This window comes from Pedobacter sp. R20-19, from assembly GCF_000708265.2.
In the GTDB taxonomy this organism is placed as follows: Bacteria; Bacteroidota; Bacteroidia; order Sphingobacteriales; family Sphingobacteriaceae; genus Pedobacter.
This window is the reverse complement of the sequence record NZ_JCKI01000005.1, coordinates 29435-50362: the sequence shown is the minus strand read 5'-3', so window position 1 is coordinate 50362 and position 20928 is coordinate 29435. Positions and strand designations below refer to the sequence as shown.

The 20928-nt window shown below is 39.8% G+C and carries 10 protein-coding genes; all 10 read right to left on the bottom strand.

Annotated features, from left to right (window positions below):
- Window positions 1-137: 137 nt before the first annotated feature.
- Window positions 138-2939, bottom strand: coding sequence for a glycoside hydrolase family 2 (locus tag AN34_RS12190; protein ID WP_051666493.1), 2802 nt, complete (start codon window positions 2937-2939; stop codon window positions 138-140).
- The gene (locus AN34_RS12185; protein ID WP_029285773.1) at window positions 2939-4342 is read right to left on the bottom strand and encodes a sialate O-acetylesterase; all 1404 of its coding nucleotides are present in this window, start codon (window positions 4340-4342) and stop codon (window positions 2939-2941) included. Before AN34_RS12185 ends, AN34_RS12190 begins: the two co-directional genes overlap by 1 nt.
- A gap of 118 nt (window positions 4343-4460) precedes the next feature.
- Window positions 4461-6293 (bottom strand): hypothetical protein, encoded by a 1833-nt coding sequence (locus AN34_RS12180; RefSeq protein ID WP_029285771.1) that lies wholly within the window; start codon window positions 6291-6293, stop codon window positions 4461-4463.
- 155 nt (window positions 6294-6448) lie between these two features.
- The gene (locus AN34_RS12175) at window positions 6449-7390 is read right to left on the bottom strand and encodes a glycoside hydrolase family 43 protein (RefSeq protein WP_036677121.1); all 942 of its coding nucleotides are present in this window, start codon (window positions 7388-7390) and stop codon (window positions 6449-6451) included.
- Window positions 7391-7550: 160 nt separating this feature from the next.
- Window positions 7551-8951 (bottom strand): glycoside hydrolase family 140 protein, encoded by a 1401-nt coding sequence (locus AN34_RS12170; protein ID WP_029285767.1) that lies wholly within the window; start codon window positions 8949-8951, stop codon window positions 7551-7553.
- Window positions 8952-8954: 3 nt separating this feature from the next.
- Window positions 8955-12134, bottom strand: coding sequence for a DUF6298 domain-containing protein (locus tag AN34_RS12165; RefSeq protein ID WP_231625543.1), 3180 nt, complete (start codon window positions 12132-12134; stop codon window positions 8955-8957).
- A 319-nt stretch (window positions 12135-12453) separates the two neighbouring features.
- Window positions 12454-14109, bottom strand: coding sequence for a polysaccharide lyase family 1 protein (locus AN34_RS12160; protein ID WP_029285762.1), 1656 nt, complete (start codon window positions 14107-14109; stop codon window positions 12454-12456).
- A gap of 378 nt (window positions 14110-14487) precedes the next feature.
- Entirely contained in the window at window positions 14488-16500 is a 2013-nt protein-coding gene (locus tag AN34_RS12155; protein WP_029285760.1) for a RagB/SusD family nutrient uptake outer membrane protein, read from the bottom strand.
- A 39-nt stretch (window positions 16501-16539) separates the two neighbouring features.
- Window positions 16540-19737: a SusC/RagA family TonB-linked outer membrane protein gene (locus tag AN34_RS12150; protein ID WP_029285758.1), complete on the bottom strand. Its 3198-nt coding sequence runs from the start codon at window positions 19735-19737 to the stop codon at window positions 16540-16542.
- A gap of 427 nt (window positions 19738-20164) precedes the next feature.
- A complete protein-coding gene (locus AN34_RS12145; protein WP_029285756.1) occupies window positions 20165-20836 on the bottom strand; it encodes a DUF3826 domain-containing protein in 672 nt (223 codons plus the stop codon).
- Window positions 20837-20928: the final 92 nt, after the last annotated feature.

The following is a 20928-nucleotide window of genomic DNA, read 5'->3' as shown; positions in this document are numbered from 1 at the left end:
ATAGTCATAGAGATCATATAGTATTTATTTTAATTGATATTTGATCTCTCCAAAAGTGTTCATCTTTTGCAAAGCCAGGTTTGAATGAGCTGAAGCAATCTTTTACGTTACATATATCATTTACTATCATAATTCCTCTAATTAGATTGCTTCGTCGTGCCTCCTCGCAATGACGAAGTATCGATAGAAAAATCAAAATACAATGTCATGTCTAGCGCCCTACTAGGTTCTTTATCAAAATCATAAAATACATGCTTCATTCCCATTGGCCCTGTGGTTTCTGGCTTTTGCGTTTTCGTACCAATCGCCGAGATGCCATTCATAAAAGAAATATCGCCAGTTGGGAAAGTCGGGCTCATGTTATCATATTCCGTATCTTTCGACTTTTTGGGTGTAAATAACCGCAGGAAAACATCTTCTCTATCGGTAACCACTTTAAAGTCTTGGGTTTTCCCGATAAATTCGCACCAGTACATATTCGAGTAATAGCCTTTAAATTCAGGGTATTGCCAGGCCGGTTCTCCGGTTGCCGAGTCGTTATAATCCTTTTCCCAGATCCCAAATTCTGTCCCTTTCATCCGATTTTTCCAAACGCGATAAGGGCCATTCCCTTTATATCTTACTGATTTGATTTCCGTTTCGGGATAAGAGAAATTTAATCCCACGAAAGTAGTGAAGTACGCAGATGGAAAATATTTAACCTGCATTTTCAACCAACCCGATGGATAGATCGTCCACTCTAAAGTATTATAGCTTTCTTTTTTATCAAATTTGGATGAAATAACCAGGTTATCGCCATCTACCTTAGTGGTGAAATTTTTGAAATTATTCACACCCTCTTGCAAAACCGGGCCATTTGAAAATGGAATTATTCCTTTAACATTTTTAGCCTGTTGAAGTAATCCGGTTGTTTTATCAAAAGTTAAATCGATACCATTTGCCGAAACCTGATAAGTGGCAGCAGACTCTTTTAAGCTTACTTTTGAAGAACCAGTTTTAACCACAATTTTATCCGCATCAGCTGCAGGCAAAGCAATCGGGAAACTCCAGGTAAACAATTCCTTGTCATAAAAATCTTTAGCAGTTAGATAAAAAGCGTCGAAAGTCCGCCAATCTGTAGGTAGGTTAACTAGTAATTTTCCTTTTTCTAAAGGTTTAATGTTTGGTGCATCTGCCTTCCCTGCTATGAATGCCGCACTTGCATGTAATTTTTTTAGTTTCCATTCGAAAGTACATTGATTGAGGTTAGTGAAAGCATATCTGTTTTCCACCAAAAATGAGCCATTAAAGCCAGTGGTCATCTCTTGCTTCTCTACAAAAACTGGACTCCAAACTTCTTTAATAGTGTAGAAACTGCCTTCTTTTTCATGGTAAGGACCTACAATTCCATCGGGACCATGATTTCCATCTGTATCCAGTTCCCCATTTCTATCCGTTCTAACTACAGCCTGATCGGCAAAGTCCCACAGGAAACCACCTGCTGAAAGCGGGTTGTTCCACATGGCATTCCAATAATCTTCTATGCCCGCACCATGACCTCCATCCCACATGCCATGAAGAAATTCGGTTGGCATCAGAATGTTATGCCCATGGTCATAATTTCCAATTCCATAATTAAATTCACGGTAATGGGTGGTTTCAAATCCGTTAAAAACTTCCCATGGATGGATTAAAGGGCGCTTCTGAAGATCGTTATCAGTGAAAAGATGGTCGAGTTCGCGGTTGTGACCGCCTTCATTTCCATTGGCCCAAAATACAATCGATGGATGATTTTCATCATTGACCATCATTTCCTGATACAATTTTGTTCCGGTTGGCGTATCGTAAGTTCCATGCCAGCCCGCCAACTCATCCATCACAAATAAACCTAGGGAATCGCAAACATCCAGGAAATGTCCATCTGGCGGATAATGCGACATCCGAACAGCATTCATGTTCATTTCTTTCATCAACGTAACATCAGTAATGCTAATTTTTTTACTGGTTGTTCTACCGGATGAAGGATAAAAAGAATGGCGATTAACCCCTTTGAATTTCATTTTAACCCCATTTACGTAAACGCCGTCACGTTCTTTCACTTCAACTGTTCTAAATCCAATTTTCTTGGTGAGTTGATGAATGGCTTTTCCATTTTTAATCAGCGTAAAAGTTGCCGTATAGAGATTTGGAAATTCAGATGACCACAAGGCCGGGGTTTTAAATTCCCGATTAACCTGCGTTAAATTCGACGCGATTTTAGTCGAAAATTCATTTCCAAGTTTTTTTCCTTTTGCATCAGTTAGCTGAATATTAATTTTATCAGCCCAGCCAGATGTAAAAACGTTTGCGGTAAAAACACCATTTGCTTTAGCATCAATCTGAACCCGATCTATATGAGTTTTCGGCAATACCTCCAGGTAAACCGGCCGAAAAATACCGCCGAAAATCCAGAAATCGGCCTTACGTTCTGCCTCATTAACTGATTGATTGGCTGAGTGTTTAGAAACTTTTACTTCAAGTAAATTATCACTTTCTAGTTTGATCAGGTTTGTAATATCATATTTAAAGACATAAAATGAACCCTGGTGTGTTTCTCCTGCAGATTTCCCGTTAATCTTAACCTCCGTATCAGTCATCGAACCTTCAAAAACGATGTTTATTTTCTTGTCTTTCCAGGCTGTTGGTATCTGGAAATTGTACTTATAAAGTCCTTGTTCTTTCCCCTTATTTATTTCTTTATTAAAACCGTAATTGTATTTTCCAAACCCTTGCAATTCCCAGTTAGCAGGCACTGGTATAGTTGTCCATTTCCCTGAATTCATTCCTTCTGTACAGAAAAAATCCCACTTTACAGTGTCATCGTTTCCAGTTCCGGATAGATATAGTTTCTCCTTTTGCTGTGCCCGGAGGGAGAAAAACATCATTACTAAACAAAAGAAAGGTAAAATGCTGTACTTCATTAATTGGTCTTAAATTGGTTCACTAATGGATTATCCGTTCTAAAAGGCAATGCAGGTAATTCATTACTATAAAAATTTCCAGTTGGATTTTCTGTCCAGTTATAACGCACGGCAACAGGTTGAGCAACTTCATTTGAAGAGACCACCACTTTACCAGTTTCAACTAAAGCATCGGCCTTTACAAATTTGCCATCTTTACCAGCAATGATAAATCCGGTGATTTGATTTGCAGAAGTCAGATGTTTAAAGCTCAGCACAGCTTTTCTACCCTTAAAGGCAACAGATTTATAAACCGGCCCGGAATAGTCGATTTTTTTATCGTAAGTTTTAGCCAAAGCCAGAAGCGCTAACCTTCTGCCTACCTCCCATTTATATGTTGGATGTAGATCTTCATTCGAATCAGTTAAGTCATTTGTAGATATCATTCCCGTGTACGGAAGCCTCAAAACCTGCATTTGTGCTTCCCAAAATCCAGGTTCAGTATCAGCATCTAAAGCGATTTTACCTTTGGTTTTTGAGTAATTGAATGGGGCAATCTGAACATAATAAAAAGGAAGATCTTTCTCGCCCCAGGCTTTGCGCCATAAATTGATCAGGGTTTTCATTTTATAAGCATAGCTGATCTTTTCATTTAAAAAACAATTGGTTTCCCCCTGATACCATAAAAAACCACGGATTTTAAATGGCGAAAGTGGTTCTATCATTGGCGTATAAAATTTACCAGGATCATTGCCTACTTTTTGATTTTTAAAATAGGATTCCTGAGCGAAAGCCGCTGATGAAATCCATGGTTCGATGGCACTTCCTGAAACTGCAGAAGATATTATTCCTACCGGGATGCCCAATTTCGCCTGAACTTCTTTAGCAAAGAAATATCCAACTGCAGAAAAAGCCCTTAAAGCTGAATCCTGCGCTACAGCCCAACTTTTATGTAATGAATCTGGTTTATTTAACTGTTTACGATTGACCAGAAAAATTCTGATTTGTGTATTTTTTGCTTTTGCCACTTCATCTGAAGGAAAGCCTAATTTTTCATTTTTTGGTTTAGGAATCTTCGCCAGCTTACGCATTTGGTATTCCATATTTGATTGACCGGAGCAAACCCAAACTTCACCGACGAGGATATTGGTTAGTTCAATCTGGTTGGAACCAGAAATGATCATGGTTTGAGGAGTGGATGAAGTTTTTAAAGGCGATAAAATCACCTTCCAATTCCCATTTTTATCGGTTATAGTTTGCTTATGCTGTCCGGAGAAGGCGACTTCTACTTTTTCATTTGGCGAAGCAAAGCCCCAGATGTTAATGGGTTTATTGCGTTGCAAAACCATATCGTTAGATAGGATTTGAGGTAAAAGGATTTTGGCTTTGGCAGAGATGGAAAATATCAAAAAGAGTAGTAGCATAAGAGATTGCTTCGTACCTCGCAATGACGAGTTAATGAAACGCAGCGAAGATTTGCTCAAACGCAATGAGGGGGAAACTCCAAACTCCAAGCCCTTAACTCCAAACTTAACCCTCATCCTAAAATCCCTCCGTTTTTAAATACTTAATCAAATAAACAGCTTCGTTTTTTTCTGATTCGCCTGCATTTTTTAAGTCGTAAGTTTGATCTGCTGGTGTATCGACATCAGGAAAGCGACGAACAGAACCAGTGCGAAAAATAATCCTCGATACTTCGGCAACTGGCTGAAAAGCCAGACTTGTTAATACATCTTTTCCATTAACTGTTACCGTGTAAAACCGGGTATGCGCATCCAATTTCAATTTGATATCGTAATTTTTACCTGCTTCGTACTTCATGAAGTTCTTGTAACGCGCTCCTGCCTTTGCACTCAATACACCAACAGTATCGAAAGTCAACCGAACAGTCGCTAAGCCTTTTGCATCTTGTAACTCAATTTCCAATAAGCCAAAGTCATTCTGTTTCGGCGTTACAGCAAACGAGGTAATGATTTTTGCTGATGCTGGAAACGCCCTTTCTACCTTTGCATAATCAAAGGGGTCTTTATCTTTTAGCACAAGGGCACCATTTTCTACTTTCACTGGTGCCCATAAAGGACTATAAATATTCCATTTTTCCAGTGCTTTGTTTCCTGGTAATTTTGAAAAATCCTCATTCACCTGTTCATCTACTCGATCGGTAATGGGCAAGGGAACCGAAGAAACCCAAATATCTTCTTTATTCATGCTGTATGTAACCCACAGCTTACCATCGGCAGGTTTTCCATTGCCTTCAATAATTCCACGAACATATTGTGGACCGTAAGATTTATAATTACCACCATAACGCATGGGTGATATTTCTCCGGTTACCAAAAGCAGATTGGTATAATCTAAACCATTTTTGCTGGTCGAAATGGCGAGTGGCCATCTGTATTCTGAGGGATTGTAAACAGTCGCATAACTTCCATCAGCGGTTCTTTGCCCCCAGATTTTGGCATTGCTGTTTACAAAACCCGGTGCCCGGGAAGCGTTTTCCGGCCAGCTTTTACCATTATTAGAGCTGATTGCCGTTAACGCATTTTTCCATAAGCCAACTACTCTTCCATCTGATAAGTGATAATAACTGAAGGCTTTATATTGTTTCTGTAAAGTAATTAAAGGGTCTTTTCGATCCGCTTCTTCATTCCATTGTTGTGTCATTAATTTATTTACCAGCAACTCTTTACATGCCGCAACGAACGCTTTATTTTTACTTTTTTCGAAGTAAGGATATTTCGTGTTTTTTTCTGAATAGCCTGGGTTGTAGTGAATGAAATAAATTGGTCCGTATTTTCCATCTTCCTGAATTTCTCTTACGGCTCTACCTATCCCATGCCCATCATTCGGGTCGTCTTTTGCACCAAAACTGATGGCATAAAAGCCTAAAACCAGGAATACATTTTTGGTGGATACAAAAAAACCCATTCGCTGGTGCATTACTGCATCTAGATCTTTTGATACATCTGTTCTTCCTTCTTTGGTGGTGCCATCGGGAATTCTGTAAATGGGAAAGATCACATCTGGTTTGCTCCATTTATAGCCATCTGACGAAGATTGAAGCAGTGTTTGCCCTGGCGGGATGCTTTCTCCCACCTTGTCGCTTAAATATTCTACATAAAACTTATTATTCCAATAGGCCAACATTGGGGCGTGGTTGTAGGTCCAGCCAAAGTTTTCTGCCAATTCCGGGTGTTCTCTATTCGCCCTGAACGTTTGAATGCTATGCACACCAACCACAGGAGTTAATTGCCCGTGATGATAGTCAGCATTTACGAGGGTTTTACCTATATAACGCACGGTATCCTGTGCTTGCGAAGTTAATAACGCGAGTACAAATGATAAGGTTAAACCAAGTGCTTTAAATATTTTCATGTTATAATTTTAACCGCTGTCATTCTGACGAAGGAAGGATCTGTAACCTATTAACGCTGCCTGAATTTACCCCACGACTTCTGATTAAGTTGGTTTATCAGGCGGCAGTTTTCAATCGCCTGGAGATCCTTCGTACCTCAGGATGACAGCAAATGTTAATGTCTCTTTTCTATATCCTTCAATCCCTCAATTACTTTCCTTTTAACTTTTATAATCGTTCCGTGTTTATGTCCTTCGGGGATGGAAATCTCTGTAGTTACATCCTTAAAAGACTTAAAATCTGCTGTTTTATAAGCAGAATAAATCTTTTGTCCATATGCATCGAAATAAATCAGCCAGTCGTTTTTTACTTTTACTACCGTTGGGCCTTCCGTTAACTTCGGACTAAAAGTTTCTGACACATGCTCATAAGGACCTAAAGCATTTTCAGCAAAAGCCACTTTTAAATTTCTATTTGGACGTGTGTTGTCTTTTAAAACCAATACATAATCTTTCACAGCTCTTTTCACAATCACGGCATCAATCACACTGAAACCCGGGTCTAAAAACAATTTAGGTTTTGAAAAATTCACAAAATCTTTTGTTGTAATGGCGTACATCCGGTGGTTATTATCTTCATCCTCTATACCTTTGGCAAACCGAAAAGGAATGGTTGAGGCCCAAATGATGATGTATTCTTTTTGCTCATCATCATAGAAAATTTCTGGTGCCCATACATTAACGGTTTCCGGCTCACTTTCCATCACGGGAAGAAATTTTTGTTCCGACCAGCTGATTAAATCTTTAGAACTGGCGTAACCGAATCCTTTATCACCTTTCCAGCTGCAGGTCCAAACTAAATGGAAGGTGCCATCGGGTCCCTGAACAATGGATGGGTCACGCATTACTTTCTGCGTACCGATTTTCGGCTTTAGGAAGGTTTTGTTCAAGTCCGTCCAATGGTAAGCGTCGTAGCTATATAAAAGTCTTAAACCTGCTGTGGCAGGCTCGTGGAATGAGGTAAAAAGATAAGCTTGTTTTGAGCAAGATGTTAATCCACACAAAGCCAAACCAATAATGGTTAAGCGGAATGATGATATGAACTTTGCTTTAAACATTTTTTATTTTTCTTATTCCAATTCAGAGATTGCTTCATCGTAGCTCCCCGCAATGACGTTTATGGCGGTCGTCATTGCGAAGCCGGGCTGGTGTGAGCTGAAGCAATCTCACTCGATGAATGAGATTACTTCAGTTTGCCTCTTCGCAACGACGACTTGACTATATTTTCTCCAACACCAACACCCAATCATTACCGCTTTTAGGTTCTCCTGGTGGATTAAATTCCTTAATTCCCTTATTTTCAAATGTGGCAATAGCGCTCGTTTTTCCTGTTCTCGGGTCGAACCATGAAGCCTTAACTTCATCGCCATCTATCTTACCCATTTGAACATTGAAATTCTTTCCCGTATAAGTGTACAACATGGCGAATTCTTCACCCCTGGTTCCAATCACACGCTCATATTGATCTCCGTTTTTACCAGCGATTAAGGTTTGATCTGGCACACGGTCAAAATAAGAGCGTGACAACATCAAATCTTTTAAATGTTTCATTTGGGTTGCGCCTGCAGCATTTATCTCCGTAGTCCATGGCGCTTTCGGACCATAAGCTGGTTTTTTATCTGTCAATTTGTACATCTGCATCACGGCATTATTTCCATAGGTGTAACCAAAAGCACCAGCAAAAACCGACCAATATCCATATCTCCTCACATCGGCATCAGTCCAGCGGGGTTCGATGGTATCATGTAAGCCTTGCGGAATTCCTTCATACGAAGGCTCACCATCAATAGTTGGTTTGGTCGGCTTCAGCTTATAATCTGTTTCAATGTATTTCCAGTTGTCTTCACCGTAATGCAACGTTTCTTTTGCAGAAGTGTCCTGATCATAACGTCGATGCCCTGATTGAATCATATCAAAATCATTCCAGCTGGCCTTGTGAAACCAGGTAGACGACCCTGTTCTGCCTCTTGGATGGAAAGTAATTAGGTGGTTAGGATCATTCGCCCGTAAAGTCTGACCAATTGTATTCCATACTTCCAGGCCATCACTTCCTTTAATATCTCCTCCGTTTAACCAGATGATGTTACTTTTATCGCGGTATCTTTTGGCTAGGAATTCAGCATAAATTTTTGCCTGCGGTACGTTGACTTTTTTCTCTTTTACGTTCGTTCCCCAAACTGGAACGAGTGCCATATAAATTCCTTTTTTTTCGGCAAGATCAATGATGTAATCTACATGATCCCAAAAATCATAAGCTTTGCTGTCTTTAAAATCATTCCCTTTGGTAATGGCAGGTTTTGACACATCTTTGTTAATGATCAATGAGTCGCCATAAATATTCACAGATGGCACTTCATGCAAAACCATTACCTGGATCACATTAAAACCTTTCTGCTTGCGATCTTCCAGATAGGTATTGGCCTCTTCGCGGTTAAGCTTGCTAAACAACAACCAACCCGTATCGCCCAACCAAAAAAAAGGTTCGCCATTGCCTGTTGTCAAATACCTTCCATTTTCAGAAATGAGCAAACTCTTATCTCCAAAATGTGGCTTCTCCTTGCAAGCAAATGTCATTAAACAAGCCATCGAAAGAAAAAATATTTTAGCCTTAATGGTCATATCTTAAATTTTATTGATGAGGATTATTTCATCTCCATTTCCAACTTTATCAATTTTAGAAATGGCATTTCCACTTATTTTTGCTTCTTTCAAAACTTTTCCATCTTTACCCTCTATTATTTTCACACTAAATTTCCCGCTGAACTTCGTTAAATCTATAGTGCTGGCTATTGAAGCAGCGTTGTATAAAACGTACGCTTTACCTGGATTTTCTAAGCCATATTGTTTGGTGTTTTTATCTACCAGAAGAAAAGGTTTCATTTGTGAAATTGCTGTCAGCGTTGATTGATCTACATGATTGGCATTAGACATTGAACCGCCAGCCATTAAAATCGCCCAGCCGAAACTATCGAAGTTGTCGCCAGAATACATCACAGCTTTGCCAGGGAATCTATTTCGATACTCCGAAACGGCATGGTAAACTTCTTCGAATGAGGTTTTCTTAGGTTTAAGCAGACGTGCATGCTGGCGGGGAGCTAAATTTTGTCCACCTTGTGGCGCATAAGGCGTTCCATCAGCCTGGTAATGCCAATATCTAATGTCGATTAAATCTACTACATCCGCTCTTTGTTTATCCGCTAAAATAGCATCCTGAACATCTTTCGTAACACTTAAACCAATGATTGGGTGCTTGCCCGTTTCCTGCTCCCATTCTTTAATGGTATCAAGCCAGAATTGCACAAAGTGTAGCGGACCCGTAAATTCTGCACCGATTAACTGAATTACACCTGTATTTCCATCAAAATTTTCAAGACATTTACGAATATAGGCTTTGTGGATAGCCTTGCGGTTCTCATTGCTGAGATCGTAAAACTGCTCGGCCATAAAAATACGTTTATCGCCGGCATAAGGAACAGGTTCTGGAAAGCCAGTATTGTTGATGTTATTGGTCGTGCGCCATGGAAAATCTGCATAATGCGCACCAGCCTCGATAATATTATGTTGAAAATAGTCCTCATGAATCAAGACCAAACCTTTCTGATCAGCAAGGTTAGCGAAGGTTTTCAGCCTGTCCCAATACCAGAGGTTGTATTTAGTGATGTCGTATTTACTCAAACCATCCCATGCTTTTTCCTGCCCACTCCGGGCGAAGGGCAATTCATAAAAAGGTGCCCAAACTTCACCATCCATCCGGCGGATGCGTTCGTGATCATCTCTTCTTCTATCGTACCAAAGGCCGTAATTGTGATCTAGTATTTTAACTGAACCATTTTTCATAGCATCGGTAATGGCATCTAAATCATCGGTTAAGCCGTTACCGGAACGGCCAGGCACAAATCGGGTAATATGAAATTTAGTGTTTTTTAATCCATGTGGACGGGCACTTCCATTCCACCAGGGCACATCCTGACGGTTGCCTAAAATGATTTCATTTCCACGAACCAGCCAACCGTTTTTAATCGTCATTGCATCGGCTTTAGCTGGTTGAGCAATTTTATCTAAACCAATTTGATCAATGCTTTTTGCCTGTTTGGCATCAAGTAAAATTTTATTTCGATCTGGAGCCGCATCAATATACGCTGATACGGTTAAGGCAGGTTTATCAGCAAGTTTAGTAAGCTTTTGCGCAATATCAACTGGCGGAGAACTTGAAGCTTCAGTTTCAACAGGGAGTACGAAAGCCCGGTCATCAATAGCGTTTCCTAATCTATCTTTTAGCTGAGCATAATATAAACTTCTTGGCTGGATTTGCTCATTAGACATATCCCAATAGCCATTGCCTGAAAATTGTGCCCAGGTTCCAAAAGCCCAGTTTTGAGCAGTTGGTGGCTGATAATTATCTACCCTTGCAGCACTGCATTGCCAAAAAACACTGTTTGCTGCACTCCAGCCTGCACCTTGTCCATCCTGACCACGGTTTAAATAACTTAATGCCTGTCCGTCTATGTTTACGATATCAAATAAAACACCGGATGCCCAGCTATCAATAGTACCACTAAAACTGAAAGGCAAATAAGACTGGCATTGAACAAAAACATTAGGTCCGGGGGCACAGAAACCTACCGCAAAATCATGGTAACCATATTCTGAATACAACCTTTGGAAAAGGGTTTGTTGCCCGGTGGTTAAAAAAGTATAGCGACGTTCGCCACCAATTTCTGAGATGGGCGCAAGCGATTTACAATCTTCTACCGTGATTCTCTTTGCAGTTTCGAGCACATTAACTGCAGAACCTGCGAAATGCTCAAATACAACCTGCCTAACCCAGGCATCTTCCGCATTTTCTAAAGAAATAGCATTCCAGCGGTGGTATTCATCCTTAATATTTTCTTTGTGATAATCTGATTCGAGCTTTAAATTCTCTACACCAGCATTTGAAATCCGACCATCCCATTTATATTTCGTTACGGTCGCACCACCAAATTTCGAATCCAAAGCTGTTGTTATTGGCACATCTAAACTGAGGATTGAACCATTGATTGCCGTAATTTCCCGATCAAAATGCAGATCTCTGGTGCCGGGTTTCCAGCCCAAAGCACTTTCACCTCCACCAAATTCAACCATTTTAAGGGTTTCAATCCATTCTTTGGTTGATGGACGATGAATAATTATTTTATCGCCCACTTTAAAGCCAGTGGCATTTGCTAGTGTAATTTTTTGTGCATTTACCGGAACATAACCATCTGTAATGGCTATCGGCGATTCTTCTATCTTATCTTTTTTACCTAAAATTCTGATCACACCAATCCGATCCAAACCTTTTGCAAAAATTTTAGTTCCATCATCGCCCATTCCACTGCCCCGAAGCACCACGCCTGAAGCTGAGATTTTTAACGTTCCGGCGACTTCGTATGTGCCTTTTTCTAGTAGAACTGCACCACGCAAACCGTCTTTTCCAATAGGTAATTTAGCTACAGCATTTAAGGCCGATTGAATTCTTAAAGTAGCATCACCAGCTTTCATAGGCACCACAACTTTTACCATCGCTGATGGAATGGCCTTTTCGCCTGCCATATAACCCGCATAAGAAAAATCAGGTATCCTATTTCCCTGCTCATCAGGCGTGTAAGCCATTTTACCATCCTTACCTTTGAAAATTGGTTTTGGTGGCTCGATGGGTTTTGGTTTTTGCGCAAATGAAAAGTTCATCACCAAAAGTGCCACGACTAATAGCGGTAAGGCTTTTAATGGTATTACTTTTAATATGTGGTTAGTTTTTGGCATTTTTTTTATTGTTGTCATGCTGAAGCATGAAGCATCTGCAACCTATTATTTACTGTCTTTGCCCAAGCGCTTACATTGGAGCCAGTGGGTGATGTTAATACTTTACTTTCATCGCCTACAGATTCTTCACTGCGCTCTGAATGACAAACCCTTGATCCCATTCACACTGTTTATTATCTTCATCTGTTCAGTTCCATATTTGCGCAGTAGGGTATTAAAGTCTTGCTTCTATCGCCTGGAGATGCTTCGTACCTCAGCATGACAATAAGCGTAACAAACTTTCCGCCTTAGCCTTTCCGCTTTAATCTTTTAGCTTTAGCCTTTCAGCTCTCCACCCTTAATTCGGTTTTACCGTTGAAACAGGAACCACGCTATTTAAATAAACTTCGATATTCGAATAACCGCTTTTTGAAATTTTAGCGGCATCACTTGCATCTTTAGGGTTTAAACCGTTTTTCAATTCATAAGCATCAGGCATACCATCATCATCGGAGTCTTTGTAAGGTGTGCCTTTATACTCCGGATAACCTCCAACCTGACTAATATCGGTAATGATTCCCTGTTTGTATGAATCTTTTGGTAAACGACGGTGTTCAAAATCCTTTTCAGGTAATTTTACGCCTTCAATGAAATCGATTTTCCCAGTTTTTACTTGTTTAATTACTCGGGTATCAACCGGATCTCTCTTTGGAAGGTTTGCCCCCACATGAGTTAATACGTACTCTTTAGCTGCTAAAGTAGGCAGAATAGTGATCTTTGGCATTGGAAATGGCTTTTTCACCCGCATGGCTGCAAAATATGGAGAGGCCTGTTCGAAAGTCATTAATTCACCTTTCTTATTCTCCAGCTGCACGCCACCATCCCAGTTATTTTTAGTTACTTTCTCATTTCCTTCGATAATATTTCCTTCCACATAAGCACGACCGAAAACCACATAAGGCAATTTACTCCGGCCAGATTCTGGCTTTAATATCCTGTAGCTGATTGGCTCTTTTAAATTCGTAACCGGACCTGGTTTATAATAGTTATTTACGATATTAAATAATGCAGTATAATCTCCACCATCCGTAGACCTGTTGTTCCAGTTGAATACTACGTTGTTGGCGAAGTTGAAAATACCATTCCAGCCAATAGATGGGTTCCGGGCACCATTATCTGCCCACAGGTTCCGCATAAAAGTACAGTTTTCACCGCCCAATGTGCTACCAAAAGCATGGTTCCAGGTATCTAACGCTTCAGAAAAAATAGAGTTTTGAATAGTGATATTTACCGTTGCCAGTTTATCTTCAATTTTACCGGTGCTATCGTTATACATGTGGCGATACATCGACATATTTTCATCTAGTCCCCAGCTTGCCGAAACGTGATCGATCATGATATTTCCTACCGGATTACCGCCAATCGCATCATCGCGACGTCCTACAAAGGTTTCGCCTCTTCTGAAACGCATGAAACGAACAATCACATCATGTGTGTTTAACCAAACCGATTCGCCAGCCACACAAACACCATCACCTGGTGCCGTTTGACCTTCAATGGTAATATATGGTGCCCGAATAATTAGCGGTGTTTTGATTCTGATGATCCCGGAAACATTAAAAACCACTATTCTTGCCCCACCCTGTTCACAGGCATCACGCAAAGAACCCGGACCACTGTCATTTAAATTTTTTACGACAATGACTCTTCCGCCGCGACCACCGAAACTATAAGCTCCACCACCTTCCGCACCTGGAAAAGCCAATAGTTCTGATTGTGGCAAATCTGTTGGCCGGCCAGCCCATGGAATATAAGGCTTGCCTTCTTTCTCTTCTTTCAGCACGATGGGTTTTGCTTTTTCCCAGGCAATATCTGATTGATGATAAGCTTCCTTCATCATTGAATCTGATGATTTCTTCACATCTTCGGGAATTGTAGGATATTGGGCAAAAGCTGAACCAGCTGAGAGTATTAATGCTGCTGAAAACAGCAGATTTAAAAAGTTCTTTTTCATTTGTGTTTTGCTCGTTGGAAAAACAAAAAGCTAAGTCGATAATGCTTCGCTAAAATAGCACAATATTAAGGTTTATTTTTCGACTCAATCTTTGGTCAATCCTGGTTTATTAATTTTGGTTAGAAAATACATTATCCTTTAAATTAGCACTTAATCTAAAGATTTTAGCTTAACTTCTTACGAATATCAATCCGTTTTTCGGGTCTGAAAATGCCTAAAACATCGGCTGCTAAGCTGAGTTACAAGATAGATATAATATTCATATATAAATGTAACATTCTTGAATAAAAAAAGAGGATCGCACTCGCTGCTCCCCTCTTCCAAACCAAATATATAAATCGAGATGGCGCTAACTTATCTCAATGTTGTAAATCAATCTTATTTCAACGGATCAAATGTACCTGCTCCCTTTAAACTATTCCATCCTGTAGTTTGCTCCAAGTATGGTGACGAACTTAAAATATTTTCGTTCAAGCCAAAGAAATAATATTCGGGGTACCATTTAAATTTCCAGTCGGCGGGATTGGTCTTATCCAAATCATCCTTCACGGTAATTACAAATATGTTATCATATAAATAATCTAAATATGCATTGTAATTTGCACTTCCATTTGGTGTTGGATAAGTAGCCGGATCACGGTCTATGATTGGTGCATTTCCGGTAGTAGGCTTAATTAATGGATCATTTGTACCAACGTATTTAGCACCAGCAGCTGATTTTACCGTGATGAAATACCCTGTTCTGCGGGTTCCGTTTAATGGTTTAATGCCTAATCTGGCAGCTGTAGGAGAGTTTTCATCAAATAACATCCAGCGCCTTAGATCGAAAAACCTTTTTCCCTCGTAAGCAAATTCGATATTCCGTTCTTTTAATACAGCGCCAAAAAGCTGATCTCTGCTGGTTGCACCAGCCAATCCATAAGCTCCATCTAAATTCTCTACCCCGGCACGTTCTCTAATTGCCTTTATTCCATCTAAACCTTCACCTAATTTATTGGCGCCAATGGCAGATTCGGCCAAATTTAATACGACTTCGGCGAAACGCATTTCCATAAAATCCATACCGTTTTGCTGAAAATTTCCATTGGTGTTTGATGCTCCCGGATCTGTGGCTTTGCTGATGTAAATGGCACTGGAATTGGCACCTTTCGCTTCCGTTGTTAAACTGGGTACTGTTTCAGCAGCGGTTTTGTACCATTTATAAGTCCATTGTTTAAAGGTTGTATTACCTGCATATGGCCAGATGGCACCATTATAAACAAAAGTTTTGTAAAAACGCGGATCTCTGTTTTTATAGAATTTCTTCGCATCATAAGCATAAGTGGTTGAGGCACCCGGCATTTTACCATCTTTCATTGGGAAAGCATCAACAATTTCTTTTGTTGGGGAAAGCGAGCCTGCGCCATTAAGTTCTTTTGACCTTGCGGCCTGCTCCCAGCCATTATTTTTTGTAGTTGTTCCGCCGATGGCGAGGTTATTAAAACCATAAACAATAACGGCTTCCGGATTATTCACTTCAGAGAACCACATGTTACCCCAAGCCACACCATTTGCAGTGCCGCCGGTTTTAAATAAACCACCACCATTTGCTTCCAGTAGTGTTTTTGCAGCCAGGTTTGCCTGATAAGCTGATTCCCAACGGGTAATATCATCCGTCCGGTTAAATAATGGACTCGCCCAGGTTAACAGCACTTTGCCTTTCATCGCGGCACAAGCGCCACTGGTAATGCGACCCCAATCTGAATTTCCCCATTTACCTGGTAATAACGATTGGGCCATATCAAGATCTGCGATGATTTGTTTAATACATTCAGAGCTTGAACTTCTAGGGATTTGCAACGATGTTCCATCTTCTGAAATGGGATCTTGTGGTACCAACGCCAATGGCACGCCACCGTATAATCTTACCAAATCGAAGTATTGCCAAGCTCTCCAGAAATACATCTGACCTTTCAGTCGTTTTCTTACATCTTCTGGCAGACCATATTTATCGATCTCGGCAATAAAAATGTTAATCTGTTTTAATCTCGTATACGGATTATTAACAATACTGGTGGTTAATCTCGCCCCAAAATAATTTAAGGCATGGCTGTTGGTATAACTGATCGTTGCCCATACTTTGTTAAAATCTGTTTCACCAGCAAATTCATCTGTCGTCCTGGCGAAATTATCATTACCGGTAGCTAAATTCCAGGATAGCGATTGTGCATTGTTTGCAGGCAAAAACAAGCCGTAAACATAATCTACGTAACCCTGGGCCAATGCTGCATCTTTAAAAACTTCTTCATTATATCCGGCCAAGTCACGCTTTTCTTCAAGAAAAGAATCTTTGCAACTGGCGGAAAGCAAAACCGCAACTGCGATTAAACTTAATATCTTATTTCTTTTCATCTCTATTATTAGATTATTGAATTTATAAATCATCGCCTTTTACAAGGTTAAGTTAAGTCCGAAGGAAAGTGTTCTTAAATTTGGATAAGCATCCCAGGCGCCATCCGGACCTTTATAAGTATAGGGATTGTAAAGGTTTGCCGGGTTTAAGGCTGAAACAAAAACCCTAGCATTGTTTATTTTTAATTTCTCTACAAATGTTTTAGGTAAGGTATAATTGACGTTGAAACTCGGAATGCGAAGCCTAAAAGCACTTACCTTATAGAAATTAGAGGTTGGTGTTAGGTTGATATCCGGAAAATTTGGATTGGGCATGGTACCTTCAGGATTAATAACCGGATCGTAAATATTACCCCAGATATTAGGCAGGCTGGTGAAATTTCTGGCGATTGAAACATTCAATGCTTTTCTTTCGTCGATTTCTGACCATCCCCCAAATGAACCTGCAAGTACAGCATCAACACTAAATCCTTTATAACCAGCCTTTAAGGTAATACCGAAACCGTAGTGATTATTGGCTTTTCTGGAAAGCTGAACCTGGTCATTTTCATCAATAATTCCATCTGGTCCTGCAAAGGTACCGTCAGACTGCAACTGCCCTCTCACATCCCTGTAGTAAAGTGTTCCTGGTCTTAATTGCGCTACTGGCGTGCCAAATACCTGGGTGATTTTATATTGATTAATGTAGTTGGTCACTTCATCCTGTGTTTTAAACATTCCTAAATAATCATATCCCCACTTACCATTATCTGATGATGCGTTTGGTTTGGCTAACCAGGGTTTTAAATTGTCATTTGCGTTAAAATTGCTCACTTTAACCTTATCATCACTCCATCCAAAACGGGCACTTACACCATAATTGAAATCAGAACCGATTTTATCATCCCATGAAATTCCCAATTCATAACCAAAATAATCTGCTGAACCAAAGTTTACCGATGCTACTGTACCACCAATGGTTACCGGAAGGCTCGCTGTCGGCTCAATTAAAATATTTCTGGCCATGTTATAATAGCCTTCTACATTTACGCTTAAACGATTTTTAAGGAATTTAGCGTCAATACCCACGTTGTTTTTGTATTCAGTACTCCAGGTTGCATCTCGGTTTGGCGCTGCTTCCATTTTGAAACCGGTTGTAGCAGCAGTATTTCCTCCAAAAACAGCTCCTTTGCCATCCTGGAAAGTATAGCGCTGACGCCACAGCCAGGGCTTAGTCTGGTCGTTACCTAAAACTCCAAATGCATATCTTAATTTTAAATAGTTAACGGCTGGCACTTTGAAAAAACTTTCTTCAGAGATTACCCATCCAACAGATCCTGAATAGAATTTACCCCAGTAGTTTTCGGGAGCAAATTTGGTAGAGGCATCTGTTCTGAATAAGAATTCTGCCAGGTATTTGTTGGCATAAGCATAGTTGGCTCTTCCAACATAAGATAAGGTTCCGGCTTCATTGGCAGATGTAGACCCATCAATGGCACCCGTGGCCGAATTAAATTGTCCGTTGGTTGCAGCAATAGGCCCAGCTTTATAAACTACCTGCTGGCTGTTTTCTGATTCTGATTTTTCTACCGTAAATAATCCACTTACGGAATGCTTGCCAAAATCTCTGGCATAGTTTAATACGAAATTGGTTTGTTCACTTTTTTGATTGCTATTGGCGTAATATAAGCGGTCTCCGTTGGTTACCTTTAAAGAACTGAGCACAGTTGCACCTTCATAAATATGTTTGTTTTCACCTAAACGGTTAAATTCATACAAGGTATAAAACGTACCAACCTGATCGCCAACCGAATTTCCGGTATTCCGTGCATAAGCCATTCTGGCTTTCAAACCTTTTACAAAAGGAAGTTCATATTCAGCATAGCCATTTACGGTAAATAAATTTGTTTTGGTAGTGGCTAAATTATTTAAGCGATCTATTTCTCCAAAATGATACCTGGATAAATCATTGGTTGTTCCCGGAAGTTTGACTGGTAAACCATCAATATAATCAGGCACATATCTTGGTGCTAGCAAGAGGTTTTTGTAATCGTCCTCTACCCCTTCGCCTGATACCTTGTTGAATGTTTTAACCAAATCGCCGTTATTACCTGAAACCTGGATACCTACCTTAAAATTTGAGGTAACGGCCACATCTGTTCCGGCCCTGAAATTCCAGCGGTTATAATCTAATGTAGCGAGGTTACCTGTTTGTTTATTATAAGAAACATTGGCAAAATAAGTTGCCCTATCAGCGCCTCCGCTTACACTTAAGGTATGGCGTAAATCGTAAGCCGATTTCCAGGCATCTTCCAGTCGGTCGTAATTGATATTTTTGAAGTGTGCCAATTCATCGGGTGTAAAAAAATTATCTACCCCAGGTTGTTTGTTACCTCCATTCGGACCATTCATAATGTTGAAGTATTGGCCAAACTCGTAGGCGCTCATCATTTTGGTTCGGTAGGCCTCATCATTTACGGCATAAGATCCGCTGTAACTGATGCGTGGTTTCCCTACTTTTCCACGTTTTGTGGTGACTAAAACTACGCCGTTACCACCACGTGTTCCGTAAATAGCTGCTGATGCATCTTTAAGAAAAGACATGCTTTCTATTTCTGAAGCATCCAGGTTGCCAAAGTTGGTGGCGTCGGGTTTACCCTGACCATCAATCTGGATTACACCATCAATAACATATAAGGGATCTGTGCTTCCGCCATCCTTTGAAAAGATATTATTGGGATTTCTGATGGTGATTTTTGCAGGCACACCCGGACGGGCAATACCACCACTCACACCAACGCCTAACAAACGACCACTTAAAGCGGCAGCCACATTGGTACCCGGTAAATCTTCAATTTCTGAAGCCTTAATATCCACAACAGATCCTGTTAAAGAGCTCCGCTTCTGACTTCCATAACCCACCACTACTACATCTTCCAAATTTTTATTATCAGATATCAGTTTTACATTAATGCTGGCTTGTGTACCTACAATGATTTGTTGCCGGGCGTATCCGATAAAAGAGAATACCAGTACATCTGTATTGTTCTTAACCTGGATGGTATATACGCCATCGCTGTTGGTGCTTACATTGCTCGGGAAACCTTTGAGACTTACATTAACGCCCGGAATTCCCTGCCCATCTGCCTGATCTATAACCTTACCGGTTATTCTTCGCTCCTGGGCAAAGAGGACAGCATTTGCCGACATCAACAGCAGCAAAACCATCGAAAATTTAAGTAAAAATTTTAAGTTCATTATATTTTGGTTAGTTTTTATTCACGTGATCATTCACTTCAGCAATCATTACGGAGGCTTATTCCAAATAAATTCTGTTGCTTATGAAAGGGTATTGTTTAGGCTTCTTTTGAAAAAGGGATGGTTATTAATCAGATTAAAAAATCTAATTATAGCATAGGTTTTCTCGGCTCATCTTGATTTTTGTTGGTTATTTTTTGGCTAGCATGTATTTTACAATTTTGTTCCTCAATAAGATTTAAATAGCAATGCAATCATGTAAACCCTCTAATACATTATCTCACCTTAATGTATATGTTACCGAAAGAAACCAGTTTGTAAATTGAGATACAAGGTATAAAAAATTATTCATATATAAATGTAACATTCTTAAATAAAAAAAATTAAAAATTTCGATTTAAGATATTAAATTATAATCATCACGAGATTAGTTGCCCTGAGCCTTTGCTTTTCGTCTTTTTTCCCATTCTATACCTTCTTTTTTAAGGTCGTAGCCTGCAGCAGACAGGTAGTTATTAATCCTTCCCTTATACTTTCCAAACCAGGCATGTTTTTTATCGGATGATTCTGCATCCATGGCATGTTCACGAGCTTCAGTTAACCAAACCATAATTTGCTTTTTTTGATCGGCTGTTAAAGTGAGAATTTCTTCCTGATAAGCTTTATAAGTGATGGGAAGTACATTATACGTCATGCCGTTTTTCACCTGATCTACCTGCTCATTAGTTAAATGGCGGGTTAATTTGGCTATGTATTTTTGATGGAGTTTATTCAAGGCGGCATCTGTACGCCTGTTTTCTTTGGCGAGTGCAGAATCTCTTTCTACCTTGTTATCTTGAAGCTGATCCTTTATCTGTTTTACTTTCTGGTCACGACTGGTGTGAATATCATTCAAATTGCTGTATTGATCTTTGATGAGATCTCTTACCTGATCTGATTTATGTTGATCGCTTATTTCCAAACCCGTAACAATTTTAGCTGCCCGCTCGGTAATGGCCTTTTCATATTTTGCTTTTTCTTCTGCACTCATTTGCTGTGCAAAGGTGTTCGCCACATTTGTAATGCATAACAATAAAGCTAAAATTGATAATCTCATCATCTGATTTTTATTTTTTTGGTTAGATTCTGAATACTAATTTGAATAGAAATTCATCCTTAAGTTTTCAATTGTTTAAGGTCACAATAAATTCA

What these genes read in the sequence shown, in the direction of transcription:
- AN34_RS12145 (WP_029285756.1), bottom strand. Translation starts at nt 20,836, where the DNA reads ATGATGAGATTATCAATTTTAGCTTTATTGTTATGCATTACAAATGTG.
- AN34_RS12175 (WP_036677121.1), bottom strand. Translation starts at nt 7,390, where the DNA reads ATGTTTAAAGCAAAGTTCATATCATCATTCCGCTTAACCATTATTGGT.
- AN34_RS12180 (WP_029285771.1), bottom strand. Translation starts at nt 6,293, where the DNA reads ATGAAAATATTTAAAGCACTTGGTTTAACCTTATCATTTGTACTCGCG.
- AN34_RS12165 (WP_231625543.1), bottom strand. Translation starts at nt 12,134, where the DNA reads ATGACAACAATAAAAAAAATGCCAAAAACTAACCACATATTAAAAGTA.
- AN34_RS12150 (WP_029285758.1), bottom strand. Translation starts at nt 19,737, where the DNA reads ATGAACTTAAAATTTTTACTTAAATTTTCGATGGTTTTGCTGCTGTTG.
- AN34_RS12170 (WP_029285767.1), bottom strand. Translation starts at nt 8,951, where the DNA reads ATGACCATTAAGGCTAAAATATTTTTTCTTTCGATGGCTTGTTTAATG.
- AN34_RS12185 (WP_029285773.1), bottom strand. Translation starts at nt 4,342, where the DNA reads ATGCTACTACTCTTTTTGATATTTTCCATCTCTGCCAAAGCCAAAATC.
- AN34_RS12160 (WP_029285762.1), bottom strand. Translation starts at nt 14,109, where the DNA reads ATGAAAAAGAACTTTTTAAATCTGCTGTTTTCAGCAGCATTAATACTC.
- AN34_RS12155 (WP_029285760.1), bottom strand. Translation starts at nt 16,500, where the DNA reads ATGAAAAGAAATAAGATATTAAGTTTAATCGCAGTTGCGGTTTTGCTT.
- AN34_RS12190 (WP_051666493.1), bottom strand. Translation starts at nt 2,939, where the DNA reads ATGAAGTACAGCATTTTACCTTTCTTTTGTTTAGTAATGATGTTTTTC.